This window comes from Corynebacterium tardum (genome assembly GCF_046717785.1).
Classification (GTDB): Bacteria; Actinomycetota; Actinomycetes; order Mycobacteriales; family Mycobacteriaceae; genus Corynebacterium.
Genome location: NZ_CP177104.1, coordinates 1308345 through 1329774 on the forward strand (window position 1 = coordinate 1308345; position 21430 = coordinate 1329774).

At 64.9% G+C, this 21430-nt stretch carries 19 protein-coding genes and 1 pseudogene; 16 read left to right on the forward strand and 4 right to left on the reverse strand.

The features are described 5' to 3' along the window. Positions 1-68: 68 nt before the first annotated feature. The 16 genes from fmt to secG all read left to right on the forward strand — a co-directional run bounded on the left by fmt (position 69) and on the right by secG (position 16753). Positions 69-1019: a methionyl-tRNA formyltransferase gene (gene fmt / locus ACLI1P_RS06290; RefSeq protein ID WP_411709671.1), complete on the forward strand. Its 951-nt coding sequence runs from the start codon at positions 69-71 to the stop codon at positions 1017-1019. Then, positions 1016-2596: an RsmB/NOP family class I SAM-dependent RNA methyltransferase gene (locus tag ACLI1P_RS06295; RefSeq protein ID WP_411709672.1), complete on the forward strand. Its 1581-nt coding sequence runs from the start codon at positions 1016-1018 to the stop codon at positions 2594-2596. Before fmt ends, ACLI1P_RS06295 begins: the two co-directional genes overlap by 4 nt. 10 nt (positions 2597-2606) lie before the next feature. Beyond that, positions 2607-3281: a ribulose-phosphate 3-epimerase gene (gene rpe, locus ACLI1P_RS06300; RefSeq protein ID WP_411709673.1), complete on the forward strand. Its 675-nt coding sequence runs from the start codon at positions 2607-2609 to the stop codon at positions 3279-3281. Positions 3282-3337: 56 nt separating this feature from the next. Continuing rightward, positions 3338-4321 carry a bifunctional diaminohydroxyphosphoribosylaminopyrimidine deaminase/5-amino-6-(5-phosphoribosylamino)uracil reductase RibD gene (gene ribD, locus ACLI1P_RS06305; RefSeq protein WP_296131820.1) on the forward strand — a complete coding sequence of 328 codons (984 nt, stop codon included), beginning with the start codon at positions 3338-3340 and terminating at the stop codon, positions 4319-4321. A 77-nt stretch (positions 4322-4398) separates the two neighbouring features. Further along, a complete protein-coding gene (locus tag ACLI1P_RS06310; RefSeq protein ID WP_296131773.1) occupies positions 4399-5013 on the forward strand; it encodes a riboflavin synthase in 615 nt (204 codons plus the stop codon). Positions 5014-5024: 11 nt separating this feature from the next. Beyond that, entirely contained in the window at positions 5025-6287 is a 1263-nt protein-coding gene (locus tag ACLI1P_RS06315; RefSeq protein ID WP_411709674.1) for a bifunctional 3,4-dihydroxy-2-butanone-4-phosphate synthase/GTP cyclohydrolase II, read from the forward strand. 23 nt (positions 6288-6310) lie between these two features. Beyond that, positions 6311-6793: a 6,7-dimethyl-8-ribityllumazine synthase gene (ribH, locus tag ACLI1P_RS06320; protein ID WP_296131770.1), complete on the forward strand. Its 483-nt coding sequence runs from the start codon at positions 6311-6313 to the stop codon at positions 6791-6793. Between the two features lie 46 nt (positions 6794-6839). Beyond that, complete coding sequence (locus ACLI1P_RS06325) at positions 6840-7379, forward strand: PH domain-containing protein (RefSeq protein WP_408930966.1); 540 nt, start codon at positions 6840-6842, stop codon at positions 7377-7379. Then, positions 7379-9433, forward strand: a complete 2055-nt coding sequence (uvrC, locus tag ACLI1P_RS06330) for an excinuclease ABC subunit UvrC (protein WP_296131768.1) — start codon at positions 7379-7381, stop codon at positions 9431-9433. The genes ACLI1P_RS06325 and uvrC overlap by 1 nt, the downstream gene beginning before the upstream one ends. 83 nt (positions 9434-9516) lie before the next feature. Further along, entirely contained in the window at positions 9517-10401 is an 885-nt protein-coding gene (gene rapZ / locus ACLI1P_RS06335; protein ID WP_296131766.1) for an RNase adapter RapZ, read from the forward strand. Positions 10402-10489: 88 nt separating this feature from the next. Next, positions 10490-11455 carry a uridine diphosphate-N-acetylglucosamine-binding protein YvcK gene (locus ACLI1P_RS06340; protein ID WP_296131765.1) on the forward strand — a complete coding sequence of 322 codons (966 nt, stop codon included), beginning with the start codon at positions 10490-10492 and terminating at the stop codon, positions 11453-11455. 223 nt (positions 11456-11678) lie between these two features. Beyond that, on the forward strand, positions 11679-12668 hold the full coding sequence (gene whiA / locus ACLI1P_RS06345; protein ID WP_296131763.1) for a DNA-binding protein WhiA: 990 nt from the start codon (positions 11679-11681) through the stop codon (positions 12666-12668). Between the two features lie 467 nt (positions 12669-13135). After that, positions 13136-14143, forward strand: coding sequence for a type I glyceraldehyde-3-phosphate dehydrogenase (gene gap / locus ACLI1P_RS06350; protein WP_296131760.1), 1008 nt, complete (start codon positions 13136-13138; stop codon positions 14141-14143). Between the two features lie 152 nt (positions 14144-14295). After that, positions 14296-15513, forward strand: a complete 1218-nt coding sequence (locus tag ACLI1P_RS06355; RefSeq protein ID WP_411709675.1) for a phosphoglycerate kinase — start codon at positions 14296-14298, stop codon at positions 15511-15513. A gap of 49 nt (positions 15514-15562) precedes the next feature. Next, positions 15563-16345 (forward strand): triose-phosphate isomerase, encoded by a 783-nt coding sequence (gene tpiA, locus ACLI1P_RS06360; protein ID WP_296131754.1) that lies wholly within the window; start codon positions 15563-15565, stop codon positions 16343-16345. A gap of 171 nt (positions 16346-16516) precedes the next feature. After that, a complete protein-coding gene (secG, locus tag ACLI1P_RS06365) occupies positions 16517-16753 on the forward strand; it encodes a preprotein translocase subunit SecG (protein ID WP_296131751.1) in 237 nt (78 codons plus the stop codon). A 136-nt stretch (positions 16754-16889) separates the two neighbouring features. Here the strand turns inward: secG and pgl are convergent, their stop codons facing one another. From pgl to tal, 4 genes and pseudogenes are all read right to left on the reverse strand, one after another. Then, the gene (gene pgl / locus ACLI1P_RS06370) at positions 16890-17651 is read right to left on the reverse strand and encodes a 6-phosphogluconolactonase (protein ID WP_408930484.1); all 762 of its coding nucleotides are present in this window, start codon (positions 17649-17651) and stop codon (positions 16890-16892) included. A gap of 33 nt (positions 17652-17684) precedes the next feature. Beyond that, complete coding sequence (locus ACLI1P_RS06375) at positions 17685-18623, reverse strand: glucose-6-phosphate dehydrogenase assembly protein OpcA (RefSeq protein ID WP_408930485.1); 939 nt, start codon at positions 18621-18623, stop codon at positions 17685-17687. Positions 18624-18644: 21 nt separating this feature from the next. Next, positions 18645-20096, reverse strand: a complete 1452-nt coding sequence (zwf, locus tag ACLI1P_RS06380) for a glucose-6-phosphate dehydrogenase (protein WP_373692264.1) — start codon at positions 20094-20096, stop codon at positions 18645-18647. A gap of 231 nt (positions 20097-20327) precedes the next feature. Further along, positions 20328-21427, reverse strand: a pseudogene (gene tal / locus ACLI1P_RS06385) (transaldolase). Positions 21428-21430 lie beyond the last annotated feature (3 nt).

Here is a 21430-nt window from a genome sequence, read left to right on the forward strand (position 1 = left end):
TGCTCACCGCCAGCTAAGCAGAACCCCACCACTTACCCACAGCGCGAGAAGAAAGGGAACTTCACACCGTGCGCATCATCTTTGCCGGAACTCCTGAGCCCGCCGTCGTGGCGTTGGAGAAGCTTATCGCTTCCCGCCACGAGGTTGTCGCCGTCATTACCCGCCCCGATGCCCGCAAGGGCCGCGGCCGGACGCTTCACCCCAGCCCCGTGAAGGCGCTGGCACTGGAGCACGGTATCGAGGTACTCACCCCCACAACGCTTAAGCCGGGGACGGAAGACGGCGAGGCCTTGCGCGCCCGCCTGGCGGAGTTGGCGCCCGAGGCAATCCCGGTCGTGGCCTACGGCAACCTCATTACTGAGGATCTACTGGACACTCCGGCGCACGGATGGGTTAACCTGCATTTCTCCTTGCTCCCCGCCTGGCGCGGCGCCGCGCCGGTGCAGGCTTCCATTGCTGCGGGCGATGAGCTCACTGGTGCCACCACCTTCCGCATTGACAAGGGCCTCGACACCGGCGACATTCTGGCGACGATGGAGGAGGCAATCCAGCCCACGGATACTGCTGATGATCTGCTCACCCGGCTGGCGTATGCGGGCGGAGAACTACTGGTGGAGACCATGGATGGCCTCGAAGAGGGCAGCATCACGCCGCAGCCGCAGGAGGGCGAGGCAACGTACGCACACAAGATTGCCACCGCGGACGCGCGCATTGACTGGACGCGTCCGGCCGCGGAGGTAGACCGCCACATTCGCGCCCACACCCCGGGCCCAGGCGCGTGGACGATGCTGGGGGAGTCGCGCCTCAAGGTGGGGCCTGTGAGCCTGCTCGACGATGAAGCGGAGACCCTGCGCCCTGGCGCTGTCCGTGTTAGCAAGAAGGACGTTGTCGTGGGCACCGGCAGCGGCGCGGTCCGGCTGAACAGAATCCAGCCGCCCGGAAAGAAGATGATGAATGCGGCCGACTGGGGCCGCGGACTCAGTGCCGGAACTAACGACGATGAGGTGGTGTTCTCGTGAGCGGAGGGTTTAGATCTCGCAGCAAGTCCGGCGACCAGCCGAACAATGAGCAGCGCGGAGGCCAACAGCGCCGTGGACAGCAACGCGGTGGACAACAGCGTGGCGGCAACCAGCGACGCGGTGGGTCCCCGCGCGGTTCGAGCCAGCGCGGACGCGGTCGTGGCACCGACCACCAGCGCAGGTCCGGGTCCTTCCCGGCCGCGGCGCGAAGCGCTGGCGTCGACCTTGCCCGCGCGGTGGTCTTTGACGTACTGCGTCGCGTGGACGCGGACGACGCCTTTGCCAACCTCACGCTGCCTAAGGCCTTGAGCGAGAACAAGGTGAGCGGGCGGGACGCCGCGTTTGCCACCGAGCTGACCTACGGCACCTTGCGCACCGAGGGTGTGCTTGACGCGATCATCGCTGAGTGCGCCTCGCGCGGCTTGGACGCCATGGCGCCGGAGGTACTCACGGCCCTGCGCCTGGGCACCTATCAGGTCCTCTACACCCGCGTTGAAGCGCACGCGGCGGTGGATACCACTGTTCGCTTGGTTGAAGCCTCTGGCCACGACAAGGCCAAGGGCTTTGCCAATGGCATCATGCGCACCATCACGCGTACCCCGGCCCACGAGTGGCTGGAGCGCCTCAGCCCGCAGGGCGACTTGGCCGCGCTGGCCTTCCGGCACGCGCACCCGGAGTGGATTGCGCGCTCCTTCGAGCAAGCGCTGGGAACGGACGCCGCTACCGAACTTGAGGCGGCCCTGGACGCCGACTCGCAGCGTCCCATCGTGCACCTCGTGGCGCGCCCGGGCGAGATTTCCGCCGAGGAGCTGGCGCTGATCACCGGCTGCGAGGAGGGGCGCTATTCGCCCTACGCGGTCTATCTGGAACACGGGGATCCCGGTTCCTTGGAGCCTGTGCGCCAGGGGTTGGCCGCCGTGCAGGACGAAGGCAGCCAGCTCATTGCCCGCGCGGTGACGGAGGCTCCAGTCGAAGGCGACGACTCCGGGCGCTGGCTCGACCTCTGCGCCGGTCCGGGCGGCAAGGCCGCTCTCATGGGGGCTATTGCGCGCATTGAGGATGCTCACGTCGATGCCGTGGAGGTCTCGCAGCACCGCGCCCGCCTCATTGAGAAAACGGTCCGGGATCTCCCCGTCACGGTGCACACTGCCGACGGTCGCCGGCCCGGCCTCGAGCCGGGTCTTGATCGCGTGCTTGTCGACGCCCCCTGTTCCGGCCTCGGCGCCCTACGCCGGCGTCCGGAGGCCCGGTGGCGCAAGTCGGAGGGTGACATCACCGACCTCACTGCCTTGCAGGCAGAGCTGTTGGACTCCGCTTTGAACCTGGTGCGGCCCGGCGGAGTGGTGGTCTACTCCACCTGCTCGCCGGATCTGCGGGAGACCCGTGGCATCGTGGAGGCGGCCCTGTCCGCACACGGCGACGGCGCCGAGTTCCAGATTGAGGAGCTTAACGCGCGCGACTTCTTGCCGGATATGGGCAACGTCGGCCACGAGCTCAGCGCCCAGCTGTGGCCGCACCGCCACGGCACGGACGCGATGTTCTTTGCAGTGCTGCGCCGAAGCGTTAAGGGTGACTAGGATCGTAGGCATGTCTGCCACGTCTGCACCGATCATTTCCCCGTCCATTTTGGCCGCCGACTTCACCCAGCTGGGTGAAGAGGTGCGCGCTGTCGCCAACGCGGACTGGATCCACGTCGACATCATGGATGGTCACTTCGTGCCCAACCTGTCCTTCGGTCCGGACATCACCGCGGCAGTCGATGGCCTCACCGCGCAGCCGCTCGACGTGCACCTGATGATCCAGGAACCGGAGAAGTGGGTAGAGACCTATGCCAAGGCCGGTGCGGACTGCATCATTTTTCACGTCGAAGCCGTTGAGAGCCAAGAGGCCGCCGTGGCGCTGGCGCGCACCATCCGAGACCTGGGCGTGCGGGCGGGATTCTCCATCAAGCCCGGCACCCCCATCGAGCCGTGGCTGGATGTGCTCGAGCACTTCGACGAGGTCCTCGTGATGTCCGTCGAGCCCGGATTCGGCGGGCAGAGCTTCATGCCGGCCCAGCTGGACAAGGTCCGCGCTCTGCGTGCAGCCATTGACCAGCGCGGTCTGGATATGACTATCGAGATCGACGGCGGAATTTCCCGCGACACTATCCGCCAGGCGGCGGAGGCCGGGTGCGACGCCTTTGTGGCGGGCTCTGCCATCTACAAGCAGGACGATAAGGCCGCGGCGGTGGAGGAACTGCGCCAGGAAGCCACCCTCTAGTGGGTACGGCAGCACCCGCGCCCGCGGGGTCCCTTCGCGCGGCCTTGGAGCGCGCCATGGAGGCCGGCCGCAGCGTCGCCGGCACCACGAGCCCGAACCCGCCGGTGGGGGCAGTGATCCTAGAGCCCGCTGGCATTGTGGCAGGGGTCGGCGCTACGCAGCCGCCCGGCGGGCCGCACGCGGAAGTGATGGCGCTGCAAGCAGCCGGCAGCCGGGCCCGGGGTGGTACGGCGGTGGTCACCTTGGAGCCGTGCAACCATACCGGGCGCACGGGGCCGTGTGCGCAGGCGCTCATCGCCGCGGGCGTCGCGGCGGTGTACTACCTCCACCCGGACCCGACGCCGCAGGCGGGCGGCGGCTCCGCCACCTTGGCTCAGGCCGGGGTCACGGTGGGCCAGCTTGAGGCTCCAGCGAACACCGCCGATTGTCTGGTCCCGTGGCTGACCGCGGTGGAGCTCGGACGCCCCCACGTCACCCTCAAATTTGCCCAGAGCATTGATGGTTTTACCACCGCGGTCGACGGCACCAGCCAGTGGATAACCGGACCGCAGGCGCGCGAGCACGTGCACGAGGATCGGGCGCGGCGCGACGCCATCCTCATCGGTACCGGCACCGCTCTAGCGGATAACCCCTCGCTCACCGCGCGCTATCCGGACGCCACGCTGCGGGCGCACCAACCCCGCCGCGTGGTCATCGGCAGCCGCGATGTGTCCGCCATGCCCAACCTCGCGCGCCTTGGTTTTGAGCAGTACGCCACGCCCGCTGAGGCCCTGCACGAGTTGTATGCCAGCGGTGCTCGTGACGTGCTCGTTGAGGGTGGTGCGGGCCTGGCCGGCAGCATGCTTGAGCAGGGCGACGTGGACTGGATTCAGGCCTACGTCGGCAACGTACTCGTCGGCGACGGCCGGGGCGTTCTCGATCGTTCGCTCGCAGCCACGTTAGCGCCGACCCTGGCCCAGGCGCCGCGGTGGCGGCGGCGCACCGTGGTGGGCCTCGGCGACGACGTGCTGGTGGAGTACCAGCGGTGCCGAGGCAACTAGAGGCCGAAAAAAGGGGCCAGAATAGTGGCCAAGTGAGAGCGCTGTATTTACGTGCAGGATTGATGAGAAAGGACGCAATGTTTACCGGACTTGTAGAAGAAGTAGGCCGCGTGGAAGAGCTCCAGCCGCAGGGCGACGCGGTGCGGCTGAGCATCGCAGCCACGACGGTGCTGGGGGACGCGCAGCTGGGTGACTCGATTGCTGTCAACGGCGTGTGCCTGACCGTGGCGGAGTTGGGGGAGAACGCCTTTACTGCCGACGTCATGCAGGAATCCCTCAACCGCAGCGCGCTGGGCCAGCTGCAGGTGGGCGACGTTGTCAACCTGGAGCGCGCGCTGCTGCCCACCACCCGACTGGGCGGGCACATTGTCCAGGGCCACGTCGACGCGACGGCCACGCTTCTGACGCGTACCCCATCGGAGCACTGGGACGTGCTGCGCTTTAGCCTGCCACAGCAGCTGGGCCGCTACGTCGTGGAGAAGGGCTCCATCACGGTGCAGGGCACGTCCTTGACCGTCGCCGCGCTGGGGGAGGACTACTTCGAGGTGTCGCTCATCCCGACGACGCTGCGGGATACCGTATTTGGTTCCTTGGAGCCCGGGGCAGTGGTAAACCTCGAGGTAGACGTGGTGGCCAAGTACGTCGAGAAGATGCTTCACCCCGACGTCACCGCGGAGCCGCAGGAGGGATAGAGTAAGTCCCTATGAGCGCCGCACATTCAACTGTTGCTTTAGATAGCGTCGAGCAGGCTATTGCTGATATCGCTGTCGGCAAAGCAGTCGTGGTCGTCGATAACGAGGACCGCGAAAACGAGGGAGACCTCATCTTTGCCGCCGAGTTGGCGACCCCGGAACTCGTGGCGTTTATGGTCCGCTACAGCTCGGGCTACATCTGCGCGCCACTCCTGCCGGAGGATTGCACGCGCCTGAACCTGCCGCCGATGATGGCGGTGAACCAGGACGTCCGCCACACCGCCTACACGGTCACCGTGGATCTGGCGAACGGCTCCACCGGCATTTCGGCGACCTCGCGGTGCGCTACCATCCGCGCGCTGGCGAACGCGTCGTCGAGCCCGGCTGACTTCACCCGCCCCGGCCACGTGGTCCCGCTCGCGGCGCGCCCCAACGGCGTGCTGGAGCGCGACGGCCACACGGAGGCGGCCATTGACCTTGCCCGCCTAGCCGGGCTGCGCCCGGCAGGCGTGCTCTGTGAGATCGTCTCCGAAGAGGACCCCACGGACATGGCGCGATCGCCGGAGCTGCGCCGCTTTGCCGATACCCACGGGTTGAGCATGATCTCCATCGAGCAGCTCATTGAATGGCGCCGCCACCACGAGCAACAGGTTTCCCGCCAGGTGGAAACCCGCCTGCCCACCGAGTACGGCGAGTTTCGCGCGGTGGGGTACCGGGGAGACGTCGACAAGCACGAGCATGTCGCCCTCGTCGTGGGTGACGTGGAGAGCTACGCCGGGGCCGAGGATGTCCTCGTGCGCGTGCACTCCGAATGCCTCACCGGTGACGTCTTTGGCTCACAGCGCTGCGATTGCGGCCCCCAGCTGCAGGAATCTCTGCTCGCTGTCCAAGAGGCCGGCCGCGGCATTGTCATCTACCTGCGCGGTCAGGAGGGCCGGGGCATTGGGCTGGTGAACAAGCTCAAGGCATACAGCCTCCAAGATGGCGGGCTCGATACCGTCGATGCCAACGTGGAACAGGGGCTCCCGGAAGACGCGCGCGAATACTCGGCGGCCGGGCAGATCCTGCGTGACCTGGGGGTGAAGTCCGTGAACCTGCTGACCAACAACCCGCACAAGGGTTCCGGCCTGCAGGGATTCGGCATCGATGCCACCGCCCGCACCCCGTTGGCCACGCCGGCTACCGCGGAAAACATTAACTACCTGCGGGCCAAGCGCGACCGCATGGGCCACGATTTGCCCCAAGTGGCACACTGGGACGAAGAACACTCCTAGATAACGCCGAGAAGGAGCACGCAATGAGCAAAGAAGGACTTCCCGCACTGGATGGAGTCGACGGCAGCGGCATCCGCGTCGCCGTGGTCACCGCGACGTGGAACGCAGAGATCTGCGATCAGCTGCATAGTCGCGCCCTGGCCACCGCCCGGGAGGCGGGCGCGGAGGTGACCCCGCTGCGCGTCGTCGGTGCGCTGGAGCTGCCCGTCGTGGTGCAGGCGGCCGCCCGAACGCATGACGCCGTGGTGGCACTCGGCTGCGTGGTGCGAGGTGGTACACCGCACTTCGACTACGTGTGTGACTCGGTTACGCAGGGGCTTACCCGCATCGCCCTCGACGAGTCCACTCCAGTGGCCAACGGCGTGCTTACCGTCAATGACTATGAGCAGGCGGTGGACCGCGCCGGCTTCCCGCAATCCGAGGAGGATAAGGGCGCTGAGGCCATGGTCGCCGCTTTAGAAACCGTGCACACGTTGCGTACACTAGACGGATCGCGCGCAGAGTAGCCGCACGGAAGTGAATCGAGGAGACGCAGGGGAGATGCAGGACGAGATGACGGACCCACACAAGCCCTCCACCCGGAAGGTGAGCGACGAGCAGATGCTGGCCTACACCAGCGCCGACCCGTTTGCCATGACGAGCTCCAAGCCGTGGGAGTTCGAGGCCACCTCTCCCTTCTTGCGCAAGGTGGCCATCATCTGGATTGTTGTGGTCATGGCCGCGCACCTGTTCATGGGCTTTACCGTAGGCCTGTCCTTTACCGGCGCCACGGTGACTACCATCGACAAGTTCGCCTTCCCCGGCGTGGGCGTCATCATCTCCATCTTGTCCTGGTTCGCCCTGACCCGGCCCCGCGTGCGCGCTAATAGCGACGGGGTAGAGGTGCGCAACATCGTCGGCACGCGTTTCTACCCGTGGCAAGTCATTTATGGCCTGTCGTTCCCGGAGGGCTCGCGTATGGCGCGCATCGAGCTCCCAGACTTCGAATACGTCCCGGTCTGGGCGCTCCAGTCCGGCGACAAGGGTGAGGTCATCTCGAAGGTTCGCGCCTTCCGCGAGCTCGAGGCACGCTACATGCCGCAGGACGACTAGTGGCGGATCCCACCACCTACCGCCCGGCACCGGGAAGCATTCCTACCGACCCGGGCGTGTACAAGTTCCGCGACGAGAACCGCCGGGTGATCTACGTGGGCAAGGCGAAGAACCTGCGTGCCCGCCTGTCCAACTATTTTCAGGACATCACCCAGCTCCACCCGCGCACCCGGCAGATGGTGCTCACCGCCGCGTCGGTGGAGTGGACCGTCGTGGCCAGCGAGGTCGAGGCCCTCCAGTTGGAATACACCTGGATCAAGCGCTTCGACCCGCGGTTCAACGTCATGTACCGCGACGACAAGACTTACCCCATGCTCGCGGTATCCGTGGGGGAGGCAATTCCCCGCGCATTCTTCTACCGCGGGCCGCGGCGCAAGGGGGTGCGCTACTTTGGTCCCTATTCGCATGCGTGGGCCGTGCGCGAGTCCCTCGATCTGCTTACCCGCGTCTTCCCCATGCGCACCTGCGCCAAAGGCGTGTACAACCGCCACGAGCGGTTGGGCCGGCCCTGCTTGCTGGGATACATCGGAAAGTGCGACGCGCCCTGCATCGGCCGGGTCAGCGCCGAGGAGCACCGCGAGACGGTGAACCAGCTGCTGAGCTTCATGAACGGCAATACCGGCCCGGTGCGCAAGCGCCTGACCCAGCGAATGGAGGAGGCCGCAGAGAACCTCGAGTTCGAGCTGGCCGCTCGCCTGCGCGACGATCTGGGCGCGATTGACAAGCTCATGGAGCAGCAGGCGGTGGTGCTCTCAGACGGCACCGACGCCGACCTCATTGCGTTCAGCTCCGATGAGCTGGAGGCCGCCGTGCAAATCTTTCACGTGCGCTCCGGGCGCATCCGCGGACAGCGCGGCTGGGTGGTGGAACGCTCCGGCGACCAAGCCACCACGGAGCCGATTGAGGAGGGCCAGCCGGACCCGGGGCTGCCGGCGCTTATCCAGAACTTCCTCATCCAGTTCTATTCCGATGCCGTCGAGCGGCAGCGCCAGGAGGCTGCTGAGGACGCCAAGCTCGAGCGCCGGGGAGTGGACCAGGAGTCTCACGCGGAGTCCCACCGGGGTAATGCCATCCCGCGCGAGATCTTGGTGCAAGCGCAGCCGGAAGAAACAGATCAGGTGAAGGTGGTGCTGGAGGAGCTGCGCGGGGCACAGGTGGACCTGCGCGTGCCGCAGCGCGGCGACAAGCGGGCGCTGATGGAAACCGTCGAGCGCAACGCCAAGGAGCAGCTGCGCCAGCACAAGCTCAAGCGCGTGGGAGATCTCACAGCGCGCTCCGCGGCGCTGCAGGAGCTGCAGGAAGCCCTGGGCATGGACTCCGCACCGCTGCGCATCGAATGTACGGATATCTCCCACATCCAGGGCACGGACGTGGTGGCCTCCCTCGTCGTTTTTGAGGACGGGCTGCCGCGCAAGTCCGACTACCGGCGCTACCGCATTAAGGAGGCGGCTGGCGACGGCCACTCGAACGACGTCGGCTCCATCGCCGAGGTGACCCGCCGCCGCTTCAAGCATCACCACGAGGACAAGCGCGCGGTGCCGGACGAGGAGCTGGAAAACACCACCTTCGCCGAGGAAATGGTCCGCGAGGAAGCCGCCAGCCAGACGAAGCAGAGCTCCTATCCACCGCAGCTGTTCATCGTGGACGGCGGTGCCCCGCAGGTGGCCGCGGCCCAACAGGTCTTCGACGAGCTGGGCATCGTGGACGTCACGCTGATTGGTCTGGCTAAGCGCCTAGAAGAGGTGTGGGTGCCGGGCGACGACGAACCGGTGATCCTCCCGCGCAACTCCCAGGCCCTGTTCCTGCTTCAGCATTTGCGCGACGAGGCGCACCGCGTGGCGATTACCTACCACCGTCAGCAGCGCTCCAAGCGCATGCGCAGCTCGGTGCTGGATTCCGTACCCGGGCTCGGCCCACAGCGGCGCACAGACCTGGTCAAGCACTTCGGCTCGGTGAAGAAGCTGAAGGCCGCCTCCGTGGAGGAGATCGCCGCGGTGAAGGGCTTTGGGCCGAAGCTCGCACAGACCGTGTACGAGCACCTGCAGGGCTCCTAACGCCCCGGAAACTGCCGAACATCAGAGGGCGGTTGCGGCAAATTCTCACCCGCATTTCAGGATCGGTGGTAAGAATGGAGCCCATGACGTTTGAAGATTCGCCGTTTGATTCGCCGCCCATTCTGGTGACCGGCATGTCAGGCGGCGGCCTGACCTCGGCCGCCAAGGTACTGGAGGACAAGGGCTACTACGTGGCCCACAACATTCCGCCCAAGGCCATCGTGGACCTGCTCAAGCTGTGTGCGCGTGAGGATTCACCAGTGGCCAAGATCGCTGCTGTCACGGACGTGCGATCACGCATGTTCCCCGGCTCGCTCGCGGAGACCCTGGATGAGCTGGAGCAGCTCAACATGAAGCCCACCCTGCTCTTCTTGGACGCGCGCGATGACGTCCTGATTCGCCGCTTCGATTCGGTGCGGCGCACCCACCCGCTGCAGGAGGGGGAGACCCTTAAGGCGGGCATTCAGCGCGAGCGCGCGGCGGTGCAGGCCATCCGGGACCGGGCAGACATCATCATTGATACGACCAATTTGTCCGTCCACGATCTGCGTCGGGCCATGGAGGCCGCCTTCGGTGAGATCGGTCACGAGCGCCAGCACGTCACGCTAGAATCCTTCGGCTTCAAGCACGGTTCCCCGCGAGATGCCGACTTAGTAGTGGACGTGCGCTTCCTGCCGAACCCGTACTGGATCCCGGAGCTGCGGGGCTACCGCGGCACGGATGAGCCCGTGGCGGACTACGTGCTGTCCCAGGATGCGGCCCAGGCCTTCATTGAGCACTTCCTGGAGATGTTTGACTCCATGCTCACCGGCTACCGCCACGAAGGGAAGAACTTCATCACCGTCGGCGTGGGGTGCACAGGCGGGCATCACCGCTCGGTGGCTGTGGCCGAGGAATTGGCGCGGCGCCTGCGTCAGCGTGGCGACCTAGACGTGAGCACCTTGCACAGGGACTTCTCCCGCGACTAGATTCCTGTCTATACTTTTCTTCTCACAGTTTCTCAAAAGTTCGTAGTATCCGGAAAGCCAGCACTCAGTGACCACACCTCCTGCACATATGGCCAGCCTTGGCGGCGGCCACGGCCTGTACCAAACTCTTCTCGCCGCGCGGCAGACGGACGCGGAAGCCATTTCCGCGATCGTCACCGTCGCCGATGATGGCGGCTCCTCCGGGCGGCTGCGCCGCGAGCTGGAGATCATCCCGCCGGGAGACCTGCGCATGGCGCTGGCGGCGCTGTCCAGCGATTCCGATAACGGCCAGCTGTGGGCGCAGACCCTGCAGCACCGCTTCAAAGGCAATGGCGCGATGGCTGGGCATGCAGTGGGCAACTTGCTGATTGCTGGCCTGAGCGACGTGCTGGGGGACTTCCAGGACGCGCTGGACGCCGTGGCGGAACTCACGGAGTCCGCCGGCCGGGTGGTGCCGTCAGTGAGTCACCCCCTCGATATTGAGGCGGAGGTGGCCGGGCTTGACGACGATCCACGGATCATGCGCTCGGTCCGCGGCCAGGTCGCCGTGGCGTCGACAGTGGGGCAGGTGCGCCGCGTGCGCATCCTTCCGGAGAAGCCGGACGCGAACCCGGTGGCGCTGGCCGCGCTGCGCGACGCCGACATGATCACCCTCGGCCCCGGCTCCTGGTTTAGCTCGGTGCTCCCACACGTGTTGGTGCCGCAAGTCGTGGAGGCCATCACCTCGTCGGATGCCCTGCGCATCGTCGTGCTTAACCTGTCCGCGGAACCGGGGGAGACGCACGGCTTTTCCGCCGAGCGCCACCTCCATGTGCTGGCCCAACACGCGCCGAGCCTGCGCGTGGACAAGGTGATCGTGGACGGCTCGGCGCTGCCCAATTCCTCGGAGCGGGCATTCGTGCAGCGCGCCGCCAGCGTGCTCGGAGCTACAGCGGTGTTCCGGGATGTGTGCCAAGTCGATGATGATGGCCGCCCGCTGAACAAGCACTGCCCAGATAAGCTTGCCCAGGTATTCAACGAGCTATACGCGGAATACCGCGCGGAAAAAGCCTGACAGAAGGGGCAACCGCGCATCACGCGGCGGCGGTGTCCCGCGAGTAGCGCACCCCGCGTGCAAGCGGGGCCACAGTGAGCACGATAAACTGTGGGACATTGTGCCGCCCCTGGCGAGCTGCTGTCACCCTTAAAGCGGCCGCGCGGGGCGGTAAGTGAGCACCGGCGCCGGTATCCCAGCGCCTATTTTTGACTGTACGTCCTAAGGAAAGGGGAGGCACGAGGTGTCTGCGTCATTGACCGATCAGGTCAAGGAGGAACTTTCGGCGGTATCCGTCCCACGCCAGTCCGCGCGGGCGGCGGAGGCCGCAGCCATCCTCCGCTTTGCCGGCGAGCTGCAGCTCCACGGTGAGCAGGTCAGCTACGACGTCGAGTTGGCCTCTAAGCGGGTGGCAGACCGATTGGTAGCTACCCTGGATGACCTGTACGGCATCGCCGCCACGACGCACTTGGCAGGCCCCGCTGCCTCGGCGAAGAAGAACCGCATACAGGTGCGCATCACTGACGGCGCGAAGGAGCTCACGCGGCGTCTGGGCCTGGTCACCCGCTCCGGCCACCCCGTGGTGGGGCTGCCGCCCCAGGTGATTTCCGGTTCCGTCGCGGACAACGAAGCCGCGTGGCGCGGGGCCTTTCTGGCGCAGGGCTCGTTGACTGAACCGGGCCGTTCCTCTGCCTTGGAGGTCACCTGCCCCTGTCAGGAGGCCGCCCTAGCCTTGGTTGGGTGCGCGCGCCGCTTGGGCGTGTCCGCCAAGACGAAGGAAACCCGCGGCGCCGACCGCGTTGTGGTGCGCGATGGCGAGGCTATCGGGGCACTTTTGACCCGCATGGGCGCCCAAGAAACCCGCTTGACGTGGGAGAAGAAGCGCATTGCAAGGGAAGCGCACGATACGTCCCGGCGCCTAGACAACTTTGATGACGCCAACCTGCGCCGCTCCGCACGTGCTGCGGTGACCGCCGCCGCCCGCGTTGAGCGCGCGATGGTCATTCTGGGTGATGAGGTTCCGGAGCACCTGGCAGATGCAGGACGCCTGCGCGTGCAGCACCGCGAGGCCTCCCTGGAAGAGCTGGGGCGACTGGCGGACCCGCCGATGACCAAGGATGCCGTGGCGGGCCGCATCCGCCGCCTACTCTCGATGGCGGATAAGCGGGCCAAGGAACTGGGAGTCCCGGATACCACGGAGGCTGTTACCGAGGAGCTTTTCGACGAATCTTAAGGGCCCGGCGGGCATCACCTAGTGCCCGATACCCCTGATAACTGCCCCGAAGACCTCGAAAGAAATTCACGAGGAACTCACGCGGATCTATGCCACCCTGAATTTATGTCCGGGTGGCTTCATTCGTTTTTGCTCGCGTGACATATCCCACCCCAGGCAACATGATCCCACATGAACGGGCATAACTGCAGGTATGTGTGAGGAAACTCCCCTGAAAGCCATAAGGTGCTCATCTAGTGTACGCCTCTTTTGCTTTGTCTGCGAGTGCCAAACAATCGGGCGCAAACGGAGACTGCGAGAGTGAGAATTGGTGGGTAGTATCGGCCGTGTTGGGAAAACCACCGAGTCCGCCACAGGACCGGCAGGGCTTAAGAGGCTAGATTTACTAGCTCCAACGCACTGCTGAGAGGCAACGTCTCGGAAGTCCCCACATTGAACTTCACTCGATTATTTGAGGAGACATTACAGTGACCATTCGCGTAGGCATCAACGGCTTTGGCCGCATCGGCCGTAACTTCTTCCGTGCAGTTGCACAGGGCAACAACGACCTCGAGGTTGTTGCTGTCAACGACCTGACCGACAACGGCACGCTCGCCAACCTGCTTAAGTATGACTCCGTGCTGGGCCGCTTCGACGGCACCATCGAGCACGATGAGGAGTCCATCACCGTCAACGGTCACCGCATCGCTGTCTCCGCAGAGCGTGACCCGAAGAACCTGAAGTGGTCCGAGCATAACGTTGACCTGGTCATCGAGTCCACCGGCTTCTTCACCGACGGTGAGGCTGCTAAGGCTCACATCGAGGCTGGCGCCAAGAAGGTCATCATCTCCGCACCGGGCAAGAACGTCGACGGCACCTTCGTCTACGGTGTCAACTCCGACCAGTACGATCCGGAGAAGCACAACGTCATCTCCGCTGCTTCCTGCACCACCAACTGCCTGGCTCCGATGGCCAAGGTCCTCAACGACAAGTTCGGCATTGAGAAGGGCCTCATGACCACCGTTCACTCCTACACCGGTGACCAGCGCCTGCAGGACGCTCCGCACCGCGACCTGCGCCGCGCCCGCGCCGCAGCCGTGAACATGGTTCCGACCTCCACCGGTGCTGCTAAGGCTGTCGCCCTGGTTCTGCCGGAGCTCGAGGGCAAGCTGGACGGCTACGCAATGCGCGTTCCGACCATCACCGGTTCCGCCACCGACCTGACCTTCGAGGCTTCCCGCGAGGTTACCGTCGAGGAGATCAACGCTGCCATCAAGGAAGCGGCTACCGGCGAGTTCGGCGAGACCCTGGGCTACACCGAGGACCCGATCGTCTCCACCGACATCATCACCGACCCGCACGGCTGCATCTTCGATGCCGGCATGACCAAGGTCTCCAACGGCAACCTGGTCAAGGTTCTCGGCTGGTACGACAACGAGTGGGGCTACACCAACCAGCTCGTCCGCACCACCGCTCTGGTTGCTTCCAAGCTCTAAAGCTGTAGGCACTCTGTGATACACCGGCCCATGCGCCACGCCCTCAACCTTCGTGGCGTGCGCTGGGCCGGTTGTCGTCTATCTGCGCTCGTGCGCGCGGAAAAATACGTACGATTTTAGTTAGTCAATCACTTCCCTTAAGGAGAATCACTATGGCTTTCAAGACTCTGGACGACCTGCTCGCTGAGGGCGTTACCGGCCGTCACGTCCTTGTCCGTTCCGACTTAAACGTCCCGCTGGACGATGAGGGCAACATCACCGACTCCGGTCGTATCACCGCCTCGCTGCCGACCATCAAGGCGCTGATCGAGGGTGGCGCAAAGGTCATCCTGTCCGCACACCTGGGCCGCCCGAAGGGCGAAGTCAACCCGAAGTACTCCCTGGCTCCGGTCGCTGAGGCGCTTTCCGAGGCCTTGGGGCAGTTCGTCGCCCTGGCCGGCGATGTGTCCGGTGAGGACGCACACGAGCGCGCTAACGGCCTGAACGACGGCGACGTCCTCCTGCTGGAGAATGTCCGCTTCGACGCTCGTGAGACCTCCAAGGACGAGGCCGAGCGCGGAGCCTTCGCCGACGAGCTCGTCGGCCTGGCTGCCGACAACGGCGCTTTCGTCTCTGACGGCTTCGGCGTGGTCCACCGCGCACAGGCTTCCGTGTACGACGTTGCCAAGCGCCTGCCCGCCTACGCCGGCAAGCTCGTCCAGAAGGAAGTTGAGACCCTGGCTGCCGTGGCTGAGAAGCCGGAGCACCCGTACGTCGTCGTCCTCGGCGGCGCCAAGGTATCTGACAAGCTCGGCGTCATCGAGGCGCTGGCTGGCAAGGCTGACAAGGTCATCATCGGTGGCGGCATGTGCTACACCCTGCTGGCAGCCAAGGGCTACAACGTTCAGAAGTCCCTGCTCCAGGAGGACCAGATCGACAACTGCAAGGACCTGCTTGAGCGCTTCGGCGACAAGATCGTCCTGCCGGTTGACCTCGTTGCTGCCACTGACTTCGATGCTAACGCCGAGAACAAGGTTGTCCCGCTCGACGGCATCCCGGAGGGCTGGCAGTCCCTCGACGTCGGACCGGAGTCCGTGAAGAAGTTCGACGAGGTCATCGCTACCTCCAAGACCGTCTTCTGGAACGGCCCGATGGGCGTGTTCGAGATGGAGGCCTTCTCCAAGGGCACCGTCGGCGTGGCACAGGCCATCATCGACGCCACCGCTAAGAACGGTTCCTTCACCGTCGTCGGCGGCGGCGACTCCGCTGCTTCCGTCCGCCTGCTCGGCCTGGATGAGAACGGCTTCAGCCACATCTCCACCGGTGGCGGCGCTTCCCTCGAGTTCCTTGAGGGCAAGGAGCTGCCGGGCGTGAAGGTCCTCGAGGCCTAAGCCGCCCCCACACCGGTCCTCCCTTTAGACACCTCTAGAAAGGCATATCATGGCACGTACCCCGCTTATTGCTGGTAACTGGAAGATGAACCTCGACCACAAGGAAGCAATCAGCTCCCTGCAGAAGTTCGACTTCTCCCTGCCCAAGGAGTACTACGAGAAGGTCGACGTGGCCTTCATGGTTCCGTTCACGGATATCCGCACCGTCCAGACCTTGGTCGAGGGCGACAAGCTGCAGTTCACCTACGGCTCCCAGGACATCTCCAAGCACGAGTCCGGTGCCTACACCGGCGAAGTTTCCGGCTCCATGCTGGAAGCACTGGGCTGCTCCTGGGCAGTGGTGGGCCACTCCGAGCGCCGTCAGTACCACGGCGAGACCGACAAGCTCGTAGCCGAGAAGGCAGCCGCCGCGCTGTCCCACGGCATCAGCCCGATCGTCTGCGTCGGCGAGCCGCTCGACGTGCGCGAGAAGGGCACCCACGTTGACTACGTGGTCACCCAGACCCGCAACTCCCTCGAGGGCCTGGACGCTGAGCAGCTGTCCAAGACCGTTATCGCCTACGAGCCGGTCTGGGCAATCGGTACGGGCAAGGTCGCTTCCGCTGATGACGCTCAGGAAGTCTGCGCCGCAATCCGCGAGCTCGTTCGTGAGCTCGCCGGCGACGACGTTGCAGAGGGCATCCGCATTCTGTACGGCGGCTCCGTCAAGGTTGACTCCGTGGCTGAGATCGTGGGCAAGCCGGACGTCGACGGTGGCCTCGTTGGCGGCGCCTCCCTTAAGGGCGACGACTTTGCCAAGCTGGCTGCTAACGCCGCAACCGTCGCTCAGTAGCTAGCGCGCTGAGGGCGAAACTCAAATGAGTTTCCCTCACGCACCACAGCGGGTCGGAATGGTTTCCGTCCCGCTTTATGGTGTATTATCGAACAATGTCTTGCGCCGGCCGGGTATTCTCGGCCGCGGGCGCACAATCCCGGTCACAACGTGTAAACAAGGAACCTATTCATGATCTTGGCACTGGAAATCATCTTGGTGATTGCCGCAATCCTTATGACCATCTTCGTGCTTCTGCACAAGGGCAAGGGCGGCGGTCTGTCCAGCCTCTTCGGTGGCGGCGTGCAGTCCAATCTTTCTGGTTCCACTGTCGTGGAAAAGAACTTGGACCGCTACACCGTTGTTATGGTGATCATCTGGCTGGCGTGCATCATCGCGCTGAACCTGCTGCAGGCATTTAGCGGCTAAGCCGCTAAGCCAGAGCGCACAGCGCTCTGTGCAGACGGTAGCGCAAAGCCCCGCCCTGACGCTTCCTGGAAATCCAGGAGGCCAGAGGCGGGGCCTTCGCTATGCGTGGAGGAAACTCGGCCGAGGGGGGAGTAGCTTAGAGCTCCTCGGCGGCGTCGTCGGTGAGGAAGAGGACGGTCTCCTCGGTGCCGTGAGCTCCTGCGGCAGGCCAGTCCTCGGCAGCAGCGCCGGCCACCAGCTGGGCTGCGGCCTCTGCCTTCTGCTCGCCTGAGACCAAGAGCCACACGCGCTGGGAGCGATTGACGGCCGGGTAGGTCAGCGTCACGCGCTCTGCCGGCGGCTTGGGGGAGTCATGGACGGGGACCGCGAAATCTTCCGTCTCGTACACCGCTTCAGAGTGCGGGAAGATGGAGTTGATGTGGCCTTCCGGGCCCATGCCCAGCAAGTGGAGATCGAAGCCCTCGGGTGCGAACTCGCGAATCTCGCCCTCGTAGGCCTGAGCGGCGTGCTCCATGGAGATGGCGCCCAGATCGAAGCCGTGAATGTTGTCTTCCGGAACGCCCACCGGGCCAAGAAGAGCCTCGCGGGCTTGTCCCTCATTGGAGTCAGGATCCGTGGACGGCACGTTGCGCTCATCGCCGAAGAACACGTGCACTCGCGTCCAGTCCACGGCGAGCGCTGGGAAGTCAGGTCCCTGATCCTTGGCCGCGCGGTCCAGGCGCGCGAGTTCGCGGAGCAGTCCGATACCTGCACCGCCTCCCGTGAGGACGACGCGCGCCACGCCGTCGTTGTGGAGGCCCCCACCCGGGGCCTGGGCCGCCGCAATGACATCAATAAATGCCTTCGCGGCGCTGGATATGAGCTCGTCTACATCGCTGACGCGGTGAAGAGTAACCATTGTGCAGGAAAATCCTTCGTAACGACTGTGTATCTATTGCTTCTCACTGTAGTCCACGCGCCCCAAAGCGCGAAGAGCGTGGGCGTATGTCCGGTCCAGGTCGAGGTGACGCAGTTCCTCCGAGAGCACCTCGGCCTCTGCGCGCTCGGTGAGACTCACCAGGGACTCCGGCGACCCGGGAACGGTGACCTTCACCGTGCTGTCATCCACTACCGTCACCGAGACGTCTGCGGTGGGGCGATGGAAGATAAGTGACGTGATGGGGAATGCGCCCTCCGACACCTCGGCGTCGGAGCGGGTGACGGGGACCGAGAGGGAGTCCAGAAGCCAGCCCGCCGCAAAGTCCACGGCCGCGTGGTTGTGCGCGCCGGCGATCTCCACGGAGGTGACGTCCTCGTGCGGGTGCCGGTCCAGCGCGGAGGCGACGATGCCACGCCACAGCGTGATAGCGCCCCAGGACATGTCCGAGTCACCCGGCTGGTAGCCGCTAGACAGAAGGTGCAGGTCGTACTGGTTTACGCCCTCACCGAATGCCACGTTGGTGATGCGGCGCTGCGCCAGGGCACCGATGGGTACCGCGGACGGAACTTCCGGACAGGCGGTGGGCCACCACGCCACGATCGGAGTATCCGGCAGCAGCAGGGGAGTAACCACTGCCTCTGCTTGGTCTGCCAAAGCTCCGTGGAGGTGCATCACCACGATCTCGGAGGCACCGGCCTCGCCGCCGACGCGCAGCTCCGCGTCCAGACGGGTGTCGTCCTCGGCACTGCCAGTTGCAATGACGACGACGCGCGAGGGGTGCTCGTGGGAGGCGTCGCGGACGGAGGCCAGGAGGTTGTCCAGGTCGTCGCCGTCCTCCGTCATGACGATCAAGGTGAGGACGCGCCCAGTGGTGAGGGTGTAGTGCTCCTGCATCTCCACCAGCTTCTGGGAAATCTGACGCGTCGTAGTGTCTGGCAAGGGGATAATCATGCGGCTATTCCTCCTAGAAACCTATGGCCGGCGCCAGGAATGGCCCTGGCGGCGCAGCATCTTATCAGCGGACTCGGGCCCCCACGTGCCCGCGCGGTATTGCTCCGGCTGGCCGGCTTCAGCCCAGTACTCGATGATGGGGTCCAGGATCGACCAGGACAGCTCGACCTCTTCGTTGGTGGGGAAGAGCGAGGACTCATCCAGCAGCGCGTCCAGGATAAGGCGCTCGTAGGCCTCCGGGGATTCCTCCGTGAACGCCTCGGCGTAGGCGAAGTCCATGTTGACGTCCCGCACCTCCATGGTGGACCCGGGGACCTTGGAGCCAAAGCGCATTGTGACGCCCTCGTCCGGCTGGACGCGAATGACCACAGCATTCTGGTCCAGGCCGTCTGCCTGGCCCTTATCGAAGGGCTGGTGCGGAGCCGTCTTGAACACCAGGGCAATCTCCGTCACGCGCCGTCCCAGGCGCTTGCCGGTGCGCAGGTAGAACGGGACGCCGGCCCAGCGGCGGGAATTGACCTCGAGGGTGCACGCCGCGTAGGTCTCCGTGGTGGATTCTGGGTCGAAGCCCTCTTCTTCGCGCAGCCCCTTGACGTATTCGGACCCCTGCCAGCCAGACGAATATTGCCCGCGGGCAGTGGTCTTGTTGAGCGGGTGCACCGCGTTGGTCGCGCGCAGTACCTTGATCTTCTCCGCCTGCAATGCCTCCGGATCGAAGGAGGAGGGCTCTTCCATGGCCACGAGAGCCAACAGCTGCAGGAGGTGGTTTTGGATCACGTCGCGTGCGGCGCCGATGCCGTCGTAGTAGCCGGCACGGCCTCCCAGGCCAATGTCCTCCGCCATGGTGATCTGGACGTGGTCGATGTAGTGCGCGTTCCACATCGGCTCAAAGATCTGGTTAGCAAAGCGCAGCGCCAGGATGTTCTGGACGGTCTCTTTGCCCAAGTAGTGGTCGATGCGGAAGACCGAGGACTCCGGGAAGACGGCGTTGACAATCTCATTGAGCTCGCGGGCCGATTCTTGGTCGTGGCCGAACGGCTTTTCAATGATCACGCGCCGCCATGAGCCATCGGTGCTGTTGGCCATCCCGACGCGCTCCAACTGGTGGCAGATATTGGAGAAGAACTCCGGCGGGACCGAAAGGTAGTAGGCCCAGTTTCCGCCAGTACCGCGGGAGCTGTTGAGCTCGCTGAGGCGGGAAGACAGGCGGTCGAAGCCTTCGTCATCGAAATTGCCGCGCACGAACTCGATGCCCTGCGCCAGGTGCTCCCACACGTGTTCCTTGAACGTGGTGCGAGCTCCAGCCTCAGCGGCTTCGCGTACGTAGGCGCAGAAGGCCTCCTTGTCCCACTCACGGCGGCCGTAACCCACAAGGGTGAAGCCGGCGGGCAGCAGACCGCGGTTGGCAAGGTCATAGATTGCCGGGAGCAGCTTCTTGCGTGCCAAGTCACCGGTGACGCCGAAGATCACCATGCCGGATGGCCCAGCGATGCGGGGTAGGCGCTTGTCTTTCGCGTTGCGCAACGGGTTGACCCACGCGCTGGTTGTGCTCACTAAGTGTCCTTTCGGTCTGTGTGAGTAAAGTCCAACCGCCCAGCATAGTGCCACGCGCCCAACCACCGACAGTTGCCTGGAAAGCGGTGGGGCGCGCGGGGGCAGCGGGAGGCGGAGAAGTGAATATAAACCAGTCTAAGACTAACTTGCTTAGGCCAAGCGGTCAGTCATCGAAGCCAGCAAGTCTTCCCAGGCCGCGACAAACTTGTCCACGCCCTCACGCTCGAGGACGGCGAAGACATCGTCGAAGTCGATTCCGACCTCCGCGAGTTGCGCGAAGACCTGGTCGGCGTTGTCCTTGGTCCCTCGCAGCGCGTCGCCGTGGAGGTTGCCTTGCTCCAGGACTGCATCGATGGTCTTCTCCGGCATGGTGTTCACCGTATCCGGGCCAGCGAGCTCAGACACGTACAGCGTGGCCGGGTAGTTCGGGTTCTTCACGCCAGTCGACGCCCACAGCGGGCGCTGGAGGTTTGCTCCTTCCGGGAGCGCCTCGGCGTCCTGCGCAGAGTCCTGTGTAAAGCTGCGGATGAAGAGGTCATACGCGCGCTGCGCGTTGGCCACGCCGGCCTTGCCGCGCAGCTCCAGTGCCGCGTCGGTGCCGATGAGCTCGAGGCGCTTGTCCACCTCGGTGTCCAAGCGGGAGACGAAGAAGGATGCCACCGAGTGGATGGTGGAGACGTCCTTGCCGGCGGCGGCCGCGCGGCGAATGCCGTCCTTGTAGGCGGCGATGACCTCGGCGTAGCGCTCTACGGAGAAGATCAGGGTGACGTTGACGGAGACGCCTTCTGCTAACGCGTCGGCGATAGCCGGCAGGAGCCGGCGGTGGCCGGAATCTTGATCATCAGGTTGGGGCGGTCCACCGCGGCCCACAGCTCACGCGCCTGCGCCAGGGTGGCCTCGGCGTCGGCGGAGATGCGCGGGTCTACCTCGATGGACACGCGGCCATCGCGGCCCTGCGAAGACTCGTAAATCTCCGTGAATAGGTCGCACGCCGCACGCACGTCGTCGATGGCGAGGGCATAGACGGCGTCGTCAGCCGGGGTGCCCTTGTCGCGCAGGGTGGCAATGTCGGCATCGTAGGCGGTGCCAGTGGACATCGCGGCAGCGAAGATAGCCGGGTTGGTGGTAACGCCGACGATGGACTTGGTGCTGAGAAGCTCGCGCAGGTTGCCGGATTCCAAACGCTCACGGGAGAGATCATCCAACCACGTGGAGGTACCGATCTGTGCGAGCTCGTCAATATGAGTCATGGT